Origin of the sequence: Paenibacillus sp. FSL K6-1558, assembly GCF_038002565.1 — a bacterium.
Taxonomy (GTDB): domain Bacteria; phylum Bacillota; class Bacilli; order Paenibacillales; family Paenibacillaceae; genus Paenibacillus; species Paenibacillus polysaccharolyticus.
The window spans coordinates 4,625,317-4,639,546 of the sequence record NZ_JBBOCV010000001.1; the positions used below are offsets into that span (position 1 = coordinate 4,625,317).

The following is a 14,230-nucleotide window of genomic DNA, read 5'->3' on the forward strand; positions in this document are numbered from 1 at the left end:
TCATGTGCCGAAAGGAAGGATGCAATGTTACCATTTCGTTTGACGGGGCAGCCGGATTCCCGGATGCCGCTATACTTGTACGGTGTAGGTACACAGGAAGAGAAAGGACTGCATCGACCAGGGGGATTTCCGGTGTATCAGTTATTTTTGGTGCGTAATGGTGGAGGACTGTTTAACATTTCTGGCAAAGGAACGATCATAGTGGGCGCGGGGCAACTGTTTGCTCTGGAGCCGGGCATTGCTCACGAATATATCCCGCATAAAAGAACGTGTGGAGAGCTGGGGTTTATAGGAATCGGCGGCGAATCAGCAGAATCAGTGCTTCGGACGACAGGCATCATGTGCGAAAGACCTCGCACATTAACCGGGTTTGACCTGATTTGGTCACAGATGACGGAACTGTGGAAGGGGTTGGATCAGGGCGGGATGTCGATGTGGCAAATGTCCATTTTGATTTACCAGCTGATTTTGAAGATCGCTCAGGCACTAGATCCAATCGGTTCCGTTTCTTCTGAAGGGGATGGAAATAGTGGGCAACTGTCTGTCAGGACAGGCAATCCAGCGCGAGAAAGCAGCGGTTCAAGTTCACATGTACATGGGAGTTCCGAAGCTGGTCTGGAGGGACTCAGCCGGGCAATCGTTTTGATGCAGGCTCATTATCAGGACGATCTGTTATTGAAACATATAGCTGAGGCGGTAGGGTACTCTGTACAGCATTTGAATCGTTTATTTCATCAGCATTATGGCGTGACTGGACATCAGTATATGCAACGCTGGCGTTTACAAAAGGGACTGGAGTGGCTTAATGAACATCCTGAGGCTAGTGTGAAGGAAGCTGCGGAGAATGTAGGCATGGAAGTGAATTATTTTATTCGTATGTTCAAGCGTGAATTCGGGGAAACGCCAGGCAAAGGTATGAAACTACGCAATCAGCTCAGACTGGAGCAGACCCTTCACCCCCGTCAAAAATAAAATACGAATCTGCAATAAAAAAAGAGACCTGACGGTCTCTTAAATGGAATTTCTTATAAAGTAAAAGAACATCTATGTGTACCACGAAACAACCACATTCGACATTGCCTCCTTCAATCATGCCTGCTTTTTTTGCCCGAAAATAGGCCGGATTAAAGCAAGACCAACAATACCAATAACGGCGCTAACCCATGGAGCCATGTAGAACACAGGAAGTTTATCCCGAAGTGGATAACCTACAAAAAGAACAAGTACAACGATCACGATATAAATGATAATGCCTCGAACGTTAACTTTGGGCATGACATGTTTGTCTGTCCCCTGATCGTCTGGACGTTCTGCTAATCGGCGCAGCATCTCTACGAGCGCAATTCCGCCTACAGCGCTAATGATGAGAGAGAACAAGCTGATATGTTCGAAAGCCCCCGTATCGCCGTCTGTTAGGCCGAAGAATAGTCCTGCACAGCCTTGAATGAACAGGACAACGGCTATGGCTGCCCAGGCAATCATAACATACCATTTTGGTGTCCGTTTCACAGGTTCTGGTGTATCCGATTGATCGTCAGACTGAGCGATGCTGGATTTGATGTTCTTTTTAATATCTCCAGCAGAACGGGCATGTTGTTTCGGATAAGCTTGTTTTTTTTCGGGAGGGACACTTCCGCTACGGTTTTCCCTGCTTGAATCTTTCCCTGTGCTTGCCCCTGATTGCGCATATGTATCTGCTGAGCCTACTCCAAGTTGGGTATAAATATCTTCTTCCAGATCAGAGCCGTACAATTCGCGTGCCGATTTGTTATCTTTCTGTGCTTGTACGATGGCTTTTCCCGCAGCGAGAATCCATTCTTCCTGTGTTTTCTCGTCTGCTGGCGCTTGCCTTGCGATGGTGCTGATCTGGTTATACAATTGTACGTTGTCTGGTGTCATACGGCTCATCTCTGTGATTTGCCGATTTTGTATTTCTTTCAGCTTTTTATAGGAAATCCCCAATGATTGCTCCCCCTGTCTCACACGTTCTGATCTTCCATTCCATGAAGACCCTGACGATATTTTAGTATACGGGAAGGGCTCTCGTTTCGCAAAGTCATTCCTTATAAAACAACTGCTTGTGATTTACCCATAGCCCGATACAGGCTAACACAACACAGGTGCATAAGAGCACCAGTTTTCCATGATGCTGAATCCATCCGAGTAGATGTGCCATGAGTTCATTCCTTTCGGTAACAGGCTTCCGGGACAGGCGTGCCTGAGATTTTGGTTTTATTTTCCCCTGTGGAGTTGTGAATATACATGGCTTGCTTGGAAGAAGCAACGATTCTGTGAACCGTGAATAAAGAGCTGCCCAATCCATCACAATAGTAGCATTTCCAAACTGAAATGATGGATAGGAGTGTGGTTAGCATGGATAAACAATCAGATCTCACACGAAAGATGCTGCTCAACAGTAATTCCCGTGGTGCCATGGATGAAGTGGTACCGATGGAAGAGGCAGTGGAGGATACTGAGTTCGGCGAAGAGTTGAATGATGATAACTGGCAGGGAAGAAGCTTCTGGGACAACGAGGGAGCAGGTCAGCAACATGAGTGGAACGGACGTATTGAGACTCATGCGATGTTTCGCAGGAGCTATGAGTAGGATCGTGCAGATATAACGCAAGAATACAGGAATGAATCAGAAATTTTCGGAGCCCTGCTGAATATAGCGAGGCTCTTTTTTTACGGATAATGCTTACGAAAAGAGAACAGCTTTACATGACCTAAGGTGTTCATTTCTCGCGTTGACTTGCGGGTGAGGGAATGATAATATACTAATATCTTCTTAATACTTACTAAACTTATCGGATTAAACATGATTAATTAAAATACGTTGAATATATAACAAGGAATTAGGCGCAAGGTCATCATGAAAGGGGAAATCCGTATGGAACGTCAGATCAGCATTCGTCACGGGGAAGAGGAGTTAACTGCGACCATTCACTATCCGGTTGTCAAAGATATTAAAGAGGAGACACGTCAGCAACGTGTGCCTCTAGCTGTCATATGCCACGGTTTTGTGGGGAGCCGAATTGGAGTGGATCGGTTGTTCGTGAAGACAGCTCGTGAACTCGCGGAAGACGGATATCTGGTGCTACGTTTTGATTACATCGGTTGCGGAGAGAGCAGTGGGGAGTACGGAGCAGAAGGATTAGAGTCGATGATACTGCAGACTCGTTCTGTGCTGGATTATGCTGTGAACTGCAGTGATGTCGACCCTACACGTGTAACTCTGATCGGACATAGCTTGGGCGGAGCAGTTGCGCTGTTGACTGCTGTACGTGACAAACGGGTTAAAAATCTTGTCATGTGGTCGGCTGTCGGTTATCCGTTCAACGATATCGTGAAGATTACGGGCAGGGATGTGTATGACGAGGGTGTGAGAGCAGGGGCTTCCGATTATCTTGGCTATAAATTTACGCCTAAATTCTTTGACTCTTTGGCGGAGCATCAACCATTCCAGGAAGCTGTGAAGTTCAGCGGAGATGTGCTGGTTGTGCACGGTACTTCCGATGAAGTCATCCCTGTGGACTATGCGTTCTTGTATCAAAAAGTGTTCTGGATGCGCCAGGAAGGGCGCTGCGACAAGGAAATCATTTTCCAGGGCAATCATACCTTCTCATCTGGTAAAGAGCGCGAACAACTGATCACACGTACGAGAGAATGGCTCGGGGAGCGTCAGAAGATTGAAGAGAACTGGCAACACTGGATGATCTAAGCGATAAGTCTTACGTCATCAATCAAAAGTCACGGGTATTAACTTGGAAAAGCGCTTGCTTCGGGGTAAAATAGAGAGGTAAGCATCCTATCCGTGTCTGGAGGTTGGCAGCAATGACATTACCCGCACTATTCATTGCGCATGGTTCTCCTACGCTGGCGTTGGAGAGCAGTGATTACACTCAATTTTTGAACGAGCTTGGAGACAGGCTGCCGGCTCCAAAGGCCATCGTTGTATTCACCGCACACTGGGATTGTCCCGAGCCTTCGGTGACGATGGATGAATCCCATCAGACCCTGCATGATTTTTACGGATACCCTTCAGCGTTGTATACCATACAATACCCTGCAGTCGGGCAGACCGATGTCGCGAGCGAGATATGTGCGTTATTTTCCCGTAGTAACTTGCCGCATCGACCTGTTCGTGGGCGTGGACTGGATCATGGCGTATGGGTGCCACTGCTGCATATGTACCCTGAAGCAAGCATTCCAGTGATTGCTGTATCGGTGGATTCCCTACGTTCTCCGCAAGAGCAGTATGATATCGGGCGTATGCTGGAGCAACTCAGACATGATAACGTGCTTATCATCGGCAGTGGTGGAACCGTGCATAATTTAAGAATGCTGGCACAGGATGATGAGCCACAAGACTGGGCTATCGAGTTTGATGATTGGCTCGGAGAGCGTTTAGAGCAATGGAATACCAGAGAATTGTTTCTGTATGAAAAAAAAGCTCCTCATGCGCGGACGGCTGTTCCGTCTTATGGCATGGAACATCTTGCGCCATTGTTCTACGCAATGGGCACAGCAGATATGTCTCGCACAGCGAAGCGATTATTTCAGTCGTATGCCTGCGGCACGTTAAGTTTGAATTGCTGGCAGTTTGGCGACGGCATATAACTTGGGGCAGATGAGAACAGAAACATCAATTCAGATAGCGAAATGAAGAATACAGTCGTAAGATTATAAATAAGCAAAAAGGTTCCTGCGGTCAGTTGATTGACTGCGTGGAACCTTTTTTTGGGTTTGGGTGTTCAGCGGTGATTATTTGCGAAGTTCGAACAACTCACATTCGGTACGTGAGTGATAGGCCAGTTCACTGACACTGGATTGAACAACAACGGTTCTCTCGTCAAAACGAATGATGATACCTCCAGAGTCAATCTGGTGGTTATCTTTGAATACCCGGATTTTATGTTTTAAGGTCATGGCTTCCTGAAAATCGGCGTCGGTTTCGAGACGGCGCTGCGTCGGCATAGGGATACTCCTTTGTACTGTTAGACTTTATAACCATCATAATATGGGATTCTACTGGTGAGCAAGTGTAGAGAATCGGATGCACAATGGTTGAAGAAGATGGAAGAGTGGTGGGCAATAAGAGCAGATCAGCATAGGTCGTCAGGTTCTGAACAAATGAATGAAAATAATGCAATACAATGCAATACAAAGCCCTGCTCCAAGGGGGGAAGCAGGGCTGAGTTTCTTATATTTTTAATGATTAAGCCGTTTTCTTAGTGGGTGTAATGGTTGGTGTGTCTGTTGGCTGAATGGTTCTGTCCTTTTTGAACAATCCGCGAAGGTAAGGAAGTACCCAGTGATCCAGACCGATTTTACCTGCATTCGCACCGGCTACGACGATGAAGATTTCCATCACTACCAGTTGAGCGTTCGTGCTTACTGTACCCGAGAAGAGGAACGCGAAGTTCATGACCATCGCCATCAATGCTGCCAGCGTTGTGAAGCATCCAAGGATGAGTCCCAAACCTACCAGGAATTCACCGAGCGGGATCACGAAGTCGAATAATCCGGCATTTGGAATAGCGAACTTTTCAAGGAACGTTGCCCACCAAGCTTGAACCGCTGGATGATCGCCTGTTGCTTTTTCAAGTGCCCCAGTGAGGAACCCGCCAGCTTGGAATCCGCCGGTCAATTTGCTCCATCCGTGAGTCATCCAGTCATAACCGATATACACCCGAAGTACTGTCAAAATCCACATTGCCACTTTGTTTTCTCTAAGCCATTGATTGAAGCTGAACATATAAACCACTCCTTTTATGGAATCTAGTGTGTGTTGTTTTTGTTTTTCTAAGTGATCACCTTTGATGTCTTTATTGTATATTCCGAAAGGTGTTTTGTTTGTGATTAAAATCACAATCTAGTTCAAATTTTAAGTAAGGTTTAAGAAGTTCACATTTAGGACATATTTATTTGCTTATTTCAAGATTCAAAGATAACTTGTGAGATAAGACAAGGCTTAGAAGGCGCAGACAAAACGGAAACGTTGTGATTAAATGGAAAGAAATACGTGAGATGGTTGCCTGCATGAGAGGAATATCACATGACGAGCAGAAGAAAGTCAGCCAAATCGTTCAGGAGGTCCTATTATTGAAGTTATTTTCTTGGAACAAAGCTATATCAGCAGCATCAATTTGCCTTCTTACCGTTAGTCTTATTGCTTGCCAGAATAAAGAGGTAGCCCAAATTCCCCAGCCGGAGCCCACACCTGCACCGGTTCAAGAAGAGAAACCTGTGGAGGAGCCTGTTCATTCTGGCTTTACAGCTCCTTTCACGGGACTAGCCGTGGAGAAACCGTCTACGAAGCGGCCACTAGCGGTCATGATCAACAATGCACCTGCCGCCCGTCCCCAATCGGGACTCAGCGCAGCCGATATTATCATTGAGGTGCTTGCCGAAGGTGGTATTACGCGGTTCATTGCTATATTTCAGAGTGAAGGTGGAGAAGAAACCGTCGGCCCAATACGTAGTATTCGTCCATACCTGATAGAGCTTGGCGAAAGTTATGACGGGGTTCTTATTCATGCCGGAGGCAGTCCGGAGGCGTATTCTATTTTGCAAAAACAGCAGAAACATCATATGGATGAAATTTCGAATGGTGGTCCATACTTCTGGCGTTCCAAAGAACGCAAAGCCCCGCACAATCTATATACATCTGTAGACAAGCTTAGAGAAGGTACGGATAAGAAAGAATACAGCCATGAATTTAAATCTCCTGTGTACAAGTATGACGAGGCAGGAGCGACCTCCACTGGAGAAAGCGTGAAGCAGTTTGAACTCCATTATTTATTGAATAGTTACAAAGTTGCGTATGATTATGATGAAGTTAGCGGACGATATATGAGAATGGTGAACGGGAAGCCAGATCAGGACAAAGATAACGGCAGTCAGTTAGGTGCGGCCAATATCATTGTTGCTGGGGCAGACCATAAGGTGCTCGACGATGTAGGCAGGTTATCCGTGAACGTGGATCATGGAGGTGAAGCGATGCTGTTTCAGAAGGGCAAGATGATTCGCGGACAATGGGTTAGAAAAGAGGGAGATATTATTCGTTTTGTGAAGGATGGGCGTGAAATGAATCTGGTGCCCGGGAAAACTTTCATTAGCATTGTGCCGAACCATCCACAGTTTGCAGATCATGTGAAGCTGGCAGAACAAGAATAAGCCATATACAACGATCGGCACAACGAAATGAATCACTTTTGCAGGCTGAAATGAAAGAGAGCGATGAAAAGGTTAAGATTGGTGATGGTGTGTTGTCGTATTATAGCGCTTTTTATAAAAATTGTTAGGGGTCACGCGTCGACTTATGTGGAGTTTTGTAAACGCAGTGTAAAATCGGAGTCTGATTTTGCCATAATTCCAAATAATTAAGATTCATTTCAGGTTAATATGAGAAGAATATAAAAAAGGATCGCAGCTTTTGTACAAACCATGAAACAAATATGATAAGATATCAAAGGTTGTCATTTCATGTTTCATCGGTTATCGGCGCAATTTCTCGAAGAGGGGATAGAGCTATGAAGATTAAGAAGAAGAAGGACATATTTTTTGAAACACTGGAGAATATGGCAGATACGGTTGTTCAAGCGGCAGATTATTTCTCCCAGCATGTTTCCAACCTTCAGGATGTAACTCTTTTTGCTAATGAAATGAAGAAGTACGAGTCGCAATGTGATGACTACGTGCACACGATCATTACAGAACTCAACAAAACATTTATCACGCCGATCGAACGCGATGATATTATGGAACTGACAACGACTCTTGATGACGTATTGGACGGCATTGAAGCTACAGCTTCCCGTTTCTATATGTACAATTTGGTGGACCCGGACGAATATATCGTTCAATTTGCAGAGATTTTGCGCCAATCGGCTTACGAAATTCAGAAGGCGATTCATTTGCTGTCCCAGAAAAAATTGCTGGCGATTCGTGAATATACGATTCGTTTGAATGATTTGGAAAACCAAGGCGACGAAGTATTGCGTAACTGTATCAAGAATCTCTTCGCTACGGTGTCTGATCCGATTGAATTGATCAAGCGTAAAGAAATATATGAACGGCTTGAAACAACAACGGATGCTTGCGAGCATGTTGCGAACGTTCTTGAATCCATCATCATGCGTAATTCTTAAGGAGCCAGAGAATAATGGAAACAACGATTTGGGTATTAGGTATAGTCGTCTTCCTTGCACTGGCGTTTGACTTCATCAACGGTTTCCACGACACGGCTAATGCCATTGCCACATCGGTATCCACACGTGCACTGACGCCGCGCCGCGCCATTATTTTGGCGGCCGTGATGAATTTTGTTGGTGCGATGATGTTTACGGGTGTTGCGAAGACGATTGGGGGGAGCGTGACGGACCCCACCAAGCTTGATAACGGGATCGAGGTTGTCATCGTCACCTTGATTGCCGCGATCATCTGGAATTTGGTTACCTGGTGGTTTGGAATTCCTTCATCTTCTTCACATGCGTTAATCGGAGCGCTCGCAGGTGCAGTGCTCGTTGGAGCAGGCTCGGACAAAGTGAAATGGAGTGGATTCATTGATATCGTCGGAGGTTTGCTGTTGTCACCTCTGATTGCTTTTGCCATTGGTTATATCGTCATGACGATTCTTAAATATGTGTTTGCCAAACGCAGTCCGCACAATGTGAATAAAGGCTTCCGTACGGTACAGATCTTCACGGCTGCCCTGCAGGCATTCACTCATGGTACCAACGATGCGCAGAAAGCGATGGGGATTATTACATTTGCACTCGTCGCAGCCAAGGTACAGGATCATCTTGAAGTACCACTGTGGGTTAAAATCTCAGCAGCAACAGCTATGGCCCTGGGGACATCGGTGGGTGGTTGGAAAATCATCAAAACGATGGGGACTAAAATTTTCAAAATCGAACCAATTAACGGCTTTGCTGCCGATTTATCTGCTGCATCCGTTATTTTCACAGCAACATTGTTGCACCTTCCGGTAAGTACGACACACGCAATCACATCCGCGATTCTGGGTGTAGGTTCGGCGAAACGTTTCTCGGCTGTAAAATGGGGACTGGCTGGACGTATCATCATTACGTGGTTCATTACGATTCCAATTACCGGAGCACTTGCAGGTCTGTTGTACTGGATTATTTTCTAAATAGTTGTCAACAGAAGGGCCGGGTATCCATCGATCGGATACAGTAAGTGAAGGACGAACCTGTTCATAACCGTGTGAATATCGGGATATGTGGATAAATATACAATGAGTTGAAGAAATGCCTGTGCACGAAGATGTGGACAGGCTGGATATGTGGATAGCCATCCGTGGAATGATAAACCAAAAGAAACCTTCCTGTGGATACAGGGAACTGTGGATAGGGGAAATGAGAGAAGCCAACAGGGTTGGCTTTTTTTGTTGTCCAGGCTGTACAATGAAATCAGAACTTCGATAAGAGACAAGGACGTGGTCTAATCCATGATTCGTACACTTGCGATTACACGGGATCATCAAGTCACGGTGAATATGCCGCTCGAACAGCTGGATTTAAACGATTTTGCCTGGGTATGGGCAGATTTCAACCAGCCTACCGAAGAAGAAAGTCGGCTACTGGATACATATTTTCATTTTCACCCACTTGCCATTGAAGACTGTCTGCATGTATTGCAACGTCCCAAGCTGGATTATTATGAGAATTTGCAGTTTCTTGTGTTACATGCGCTGAATCCAGCCACGCTTGAGGCAGAAGAGGTAGATCTGTTCCTGGGACAGAACTTTCTGGTGTCGTTCCATCATGGAAGATTGGAAGAAGTGGACGAAGCCTGGGACAGACTGCTGAAACACGCGCATGAGCGTACCATTTGGGCAAGAGGGCCGGTGGCGGCAGCTTATACAGTGATGGACAAACTGGTCGATCATTATTTTCCATCGCTATTTTCCATCGAGGATGAACTGGCTGAACTGGAAAATCGGGGCGGTCAGGAGTCTGTAGAGGAATTGATGAATCAGGTGTTTGACCTGCGTAGTCGACTCCTGAAGCTTAGACGCACTGTTGTCCCTATGCGGGATCTGCTCTACCGGGTCATTAATTCGCAACATGTACAGCGAACAGGGGAACATACGGCATATTTCACCGATATTTATGACCACCTGCTCAAACTGACGGATATGATTGAAGCCGATCGGGAGATGACGGCAGACTTGCGCGATAGCTATATCTCACTGAATTCGAATCGAATGAATCAGATTATGAAAACACTGACGGTCATTACGACGGTATTTATGCCACTCACTCTAATTGCAGGTATCTACGGCATGAACTTCGCCCATATGCCGGAGCTTCAGTGGAGGTATGGTTACGGTGCTGTGTTATTGCTGATGTTTGTTCTTGGAGGCTGTATGGTGGCCTGGTTTGTGAAGCGCGGATGGTTTAAATAAACGGGAAACTTGATAATAAAGAGAAAAGGCCGTCAGGCGAACCTTGTGGAACACGAAATCCGTTGCTCCCAAGGTTGTTTGTTGCCTGACGGCTATTCTCTGTCTATTCTTCTATCCACATGTGCATAAGTGATTCAATCATAGAGACTTGTGCATAACTAAAGTGAAATTCCCATTTCGAAGTTCAGTCTAACGTAAGCACAAAAGAAGCGGATTTCGTATTTTGCCCGTTCACAACGATCGTGAGCGTATGCAGCCCTTCGTAATATTTCCGTGTCGTAATGAGTTTGAATGATTGTTTGGTATTGACGGTACTGCGACCACTGGCATACATCTTGTCCGAGCACTTAAAGCGTTTGGGTGCCTGTTTGCCGTTAGCCTTCATATAACCAATCTCATATTCAAGTCTCAGCATCTGCGGTTCGCCGCTCGTATTAACCACATCGAATGAAAAATGAAGATCCTCTCCCGTAGCAATCTGCTCCCGATCCAGCTTCAGGTTTTCAATATGAACAGCCTCCTGCTTGTGATAGCCGAACAGGCTCAGTGCAACAGGGTGCCCCTTCTTCAGCAGCGAACGACTTGCGTGGCGGATGATCCAGTCGGTATACGCGTTCTGACCGTACCAAGCTTGAGCTAAGTCTAGAACGAGATCAGGGTGATCCTTGGAAATATCGTTCAGGTGGTTCGCTACACTTTTTCGTACATAGAGGGATTCATCCTGCCTGAGTGCATGCAGAATCGGAAGCGCGGGCGTCGGATCAACGATCAAATCCCCAAGCTTGGCTCCCCATGGCAAACGAGGGCGACTGCCTTCGCTAGCAAGCCTGCGAATATGCTCGTCACTGCTTTCTGTCCATTCCATCAACTGTTTCAACGTCTTAAGCGGGTAACGCTGGATGAACGGGCGCACCGCAAATTCAGAACTTGAATAAGGTGTGAATACCTTAAGATATTTCATCGATAACTCGTAGTTTTCTGGGGCAAGTCCATTCACTTCAATGAAATCAGGCACAAAAAGGTACTCAACCCCGCGCAACTGTGGAGCTGCCTGTTCAAGGATATGTAAGGCTTGTTCGTAATCGGCGGGCAGAACATGGGTCAAAGATTCCGTAATCCGACGTATCCTTGCCTTGAACTCCAGCGCTTCCCAGCCTTCAGCGAAAACCAGTTCGCGGAATCGCCGTGTTTGTAACTCTGGATAGAATTGATGCAACTGATTGGCGGTTCGATCAATGAGAGCAGGTGTATATTTATCTTTGAACAGTTCCATGGTCTGCCTCCTTATATGTAGTCTCTAGTATACCCCATTTTCCAGAATAAGAACATAAGTTCTTGCTTTTTAGTTGTTCAAAAAGGTTAAGGCACCCGCCTTTGTAAGGGGAGTGCCTGAATAGAGTTAACTTTTGCGTCTTTTGGGACGCGGTTTGGATGTTGCGTTTTTCCGGCGCGCTGGGGAAGAGGTGCGTTTCCGCTGTGTACCAGTCGTTTTTTTGCGGCGTTTGCGCGGGCGAGGTTTCGAGTATTCTTCATAATCAGCGTCGGCTTCGCTGCTACTGTTTTTATTTTTTCCAAAAGGCAGAATGCCCATCACCAGTTTCATCATCGGGGCCATCTGCTGAATACCGCCAACGACCTTTTGCATTTTGGCCACGCCGCTCATAATGCCGTCAATGCCGCCGAAGCGGTCAATCATGCCTTTTAATTCACCTAAGTTGGCGAGGGAAAAGCCTGAGCTACCTGAAGAGGCAGGTGTTTGAGCCGGAACGACTGGAGTAACGGGCACGACCTCGCTTCCATAAAGCCCTCCGCTGGGTGCGCCCTGCCCATAGGGCACAAGACCGGAGGCTTCAACTTCGGCGAATCCCGGGTAAGTCGGATGAACTCCGGGGTACATCGGCTGGATCTGGGCTTCATTGAGAGAGCGTGGCACATTTCCATACGGTGCATAAGCTGAGGTGCGAGCCTGCTGCTGGCCTTGAGGAGCCGGACGTTGCCGTGTTCCTGGCGGGCGATGATGGTAATGCTGTGGCATGAACGATCACGTTCCTTCTATATTAGATTTTTCGGAATTGCGTTCCACCGAGAAATCAATCCTGTAAAAATCATGGTATAACAAGCAGGGTGGAACTCCCTTTTGATATACTGTATGTCATTCGCGGAGAGGCGGCGTAGGCGGGTATCACGGAAAACGGGATATTTGCGGAAATGGGCGCAAGTCATGCCGGCGTTTATAAGATGGTTTTCAGGAAGAAAAATGAATTTCGGACACAAATTTGTAACAATTTACAGGTATAAAATCCTAGATAAATAATCGGAAATGTTCCCCCTAAAGGGGCGATTATCGCAGTTTTTATGCTCGTTGTCCGCCTCTGGAGGACAATAGTATGTTTTGTAAGCGGTAACATGTGTTTTTGTTCTGTAGTGCGTGAAATCGTTAACGCTTGAAATACCAACTCAGGCTAGGTACAATGGATGTACACAGTAACCGCTAGGGGATGATGATAAAATGCAGCTGAAAAAGCTAAATGATAAAAGCATTGAACAACTATTTGAGGCAATCCTGACACTTAAGGATATTGAAGAGTGTTATGTCTTTTTTGATGACCTCTGCACCGTGAACGAGATTCAATCCATGTCCCAGCGGCTGGAAGTTGCACGTATGCTTGGCAAAGGCAACACGTATAACCAGATTGAAGCAGAGACGGGCGCGAGCACGGCTACAATTTCGCGTGTTAAGCGTTGTCTGAATTACGGGAATGACGGTTATAAAATGACGTTGGAACGCCTGGGGCGCTAAGTCATGAAGAAGCCGGGTGTACTCATCATTAGTCACGGTTCTCAGGAGAAAACCTGGGTAGAATCCGTCGATGACGCGATTTCCCGGTTGAATCTGCCTGATCCGTTACCTGTTGAAGCTGGATTTCTGGAATTGGTGGACGGGCGTTTAATTCAGGACGGTATTAACCGACTGGAAGCGCAAGGTGTAACGGACCTGTTGGTTGTACCGTTATTTGTTTCCTCTGGCAGCACCCATGTGGATGAGATCGAGTATGCAATCGGGGCGAAGGAAGCACCTGAGCGTGAAACCGATCTTGAACCTTTTGAGGTGAAGGCACGTGTTCATTTTGGCTATCCGGTGGATAATGATCCTGATATTGCGGTGATGGTATGGGACAAGGTTCGGTCATTATCACAGCAACCTGAGCAGGAAACGATTTTGCTTGTCGGACATGGCAGTATCCATGATGGATTCCGCCAGCGTTGGGAAGCAGGCATTTCTTCGCTTGCGAAACGAGTGCAGCAAATCAGTGGAGTCGCTCATACAGACTATGCATTGCTTAATCCGGAAAGTGTATATGACAAGGCGAAATACTGGTCCGAAGAGCGTGGCAGTCGCGTCATTGTGGCACCGCTATTTTTGAGTGCCGGTTATTTTACCCAGCATGTTATTCCAGGTCGACTTAAAGAGTTGGAATATGCATATAGTGGGGAAACGTTGTTGCCTCATCCTTTGCTTGGGCAGTGGTTGGAGCGCCAGATTCAGTTTTTGCTGGAGCAATGTAACAGGGCTGTTCAAAGTTAAATAGCATTAAAGTGGGATTCCACTTTAAATTCATTCATGATAAAAAAACGGCAGAGATGCCGTTTTTTTTGTTTTATTGCGCCTTTATTTCGCTCTACAAAAGGTACCTCGAACCTAATCGAAATGATCTGAAGTGTTTAATGTGTAGTAAAAATAGGCCACATGGAGAATGTAAAACTCTCTTTACAGCGAAGAATTTGTTTGATA

General features: G+C 46.2%; 15 protein-coding genes. 10 read left to right on the forward strand and 5 right to left on the reverse strand.

The genetic code is table 11. The annotated features are described in order from the left end of the window. Positions 1–24: 24 nt before the first annotated feature. Positions 25–972, forward strand: coding sequence for an AraC family transcriptional regulator (locus MHI38_RS20125; RefSeq protein WP_341181573.1), 948 nt, complete (start codon positions 25–27; stop codon positions 970–972). Between the two features lie 117 nt (positions 973–1,089). Here MHI38_RS20125 and MHI38_RS20130 read toward each other — a convergent pair whose 3' ends face one another. Further along, a complete protein-coding gene (locus MHI38_RS20130; protein ID WP_341181574.1) occupies positions 1,090–1,962 on the reverse strand; it encodes a hypothetical protein in 873 nt (290 codons plus the stop codon). A gap of 411 nt (positions 1,963–2,373) precedes the next feature. Between MHI38_RS20130 and MHI38_RS20135 the strand changes: the two genes are divergently transcribed. The 3 genes from MHI38_RS20135 (at position 2,374) to MHI38_RS20145 (ending at position 4,622) form a co-directional block, all read left to right on the forward strand. Further along, a complete protein-coding gene (locus MHI38_RS20135; protein WP_090923327.1) occupies positions 2,374–2,607 on the forward strand; it encodes a hypothetical protein in 234 nt (77 codons plus the stop codon). Between the two features lie 285 nt (positions 2,608–2,892). After that, on the forward strand, positions 2,893–3,723 hold the full coding sequence (locus MHI38_RS20140; protein WP_090923326.1) for an alpha/beta hydrolase: 831 nt from the start codon (positions 2,893–2,895) through the stop codon (positions 3,721–3,723). 113 nt (positions 3,724–3,836) lie between these two features. Next, the gene (locus MHI38_RS20145; protein ID WP_090923325.1) at positions 3,837–4,622 is read left to right on the forward strand and encodes a DODA-type extradiol aromatic ring-opening family dioxygenase; all 786 of its coding nucleotides are present in this window, start codon (positions 3,837–3,839) and stop codon (positions 4,620–4,622) included. A gap of 144 nt (positions 4,623–4,766) precedes the next feature. Here MHI38_RS20145 and MHI38_RS20150 read toward each other — a convergent pair whose 3' ends face one another. Together MHI38_RS20150 and MHI38_RS20155 are read right to left on the reverse strand one after the other, a co-directional pair. Further along, on the reverse strand, positions 4,767–4,979 hold the full coding sequence (locus MHI38_RS20150) for a hypothetical protein (RefSeq protein ID WP_090923324.1): 213 nt from the start codon (positions 4,977–4,979) through the stop codon (positions 4,767–4,769). Positions 4,980–5,220: 241 nt separating this feature from the next. After that, positions 5,221–5,760, reverse strand: coding sequence for a DoxX family protein (locus MHI38_RS20155; protein ID WP_154891598.1), 540 nt, complete (start codon positions 5,758–5,760; stop codon positions 5,221–5,223). 347 nt (positions 5,761–6,107) lie between these two features. Here MHI38_RS20155 and MHI38_RS20160 point away from each other — a divergent pair, with 347 nt between their 5' ends. The 4 genes from MHI38_RS20160 (at position 6,108) to corA (ending at position 10,437) form a co-directional block, all read left to right on the forward strand. Beyond that, complete coding sequence (locus MHI38_RS20160; protein ID WP_154891599.1) at positions 6,108–7,181, forward strand: DUF3048 domain-containing protein; 1,074 nt, start codon at positions 6,108–6,110, stop codon at positions 7,179–7,181. Positions 7,182–7,537: 356 nt separating this feature from the next. Further along, positions 7,538–8,155, forward strand: a complete 618-nt coding sequence (locus MHI38_RS20165; RefSeq protein ID WP_154891600.1) for a DUF47 domain-containing protein — start codon at positions 7,538–7,540, stop codon at positions 8,153–8,155. Between the two features lie 14 nt (positions 8,156–8,169). Beyond that, entirely contained in the window at positions 8,170–9,159 is a 990-nt protein-coding gene (locus tag MHI38_RS20170; protein ID WP_090923317.1) for an inorganic phosphate transporter, read from the forward strand. A gap of 318 nt (positions 9,160–9,477) precedes the next feature. Then, a complete protein-coding gene (gene corA, locus MHI38_RS20175) occupies positions 9,478–10,437 on the forward strand; it encodes a magnesium/cobalt transporter CorA (RefSeq protein WP_154960613.1) in 960 nt (319 codons plus the stop codon). Positions 10,438–10,621: 184 nt separating this feature from the next. On the opposite strand, the gene MHI38_RS20180 is transcribed toward corA, so the two are convergent. Both MHI38_RS20180 and MHI38_RS20185 read right to left on the reverse strand, forming a co-directional pair. Further along, the gene (locus MHI38_RS20180) at positions 10,622–11,710 is read right to left on the reverse strand and encodes a DNA alkylation repair protein (RefSeq protein WP_341181575.1); all 1,089 of its coding nucleotides are present in this window, start codon (positions 11,708–11,710) and stop codon (positions 10,622–10,624) included. Positions 11,711–11,836: 126 nt separating this feature from the next. Continuing rightward, positions 11,837–12,472, reverse strand: coding sequence for a tyrosine protein kinase (locus MHI38_RS20185; RefSeq protein ID WP_341181576.1), 636 nt, complete (start codon positions 12,470–12,472; stop codon positions 11,837–11,839). 474 nt (positions 12,473–12,946) lie between these two features. Between MHI38_RS20185 and MHI38_RS20190 the strand changes: the two genes are divergently transcribed. Then, positions 12,947–13,237 carry a YerC/YecD family TrpR-related protein gene (locus MHI38_RS20190; RefSeq protein ID WP_017690665.1) on the forward strand — a complete coding sequence of 97 codons (291 nt, stop codon included), beginning with the start codon at positions 12,947–12,949 and terminating at the stop codon, positions 13,235–13,237. Positions 13,238–13,240: 3 nt separating this feature from the next. Next, positions 13,241–14,023, forward strand: a complete 783-nt coding sequence (locus tag MHI38_RS20195) for a sirohydrochlorin chelatase (RefSeq protein WP_341181577.1) — start codon at positions 13,241–13,243, stop codon at positions 14,021–14,023. Positions 14,024–14,230 lie beyond the last annotated feature (207 nt).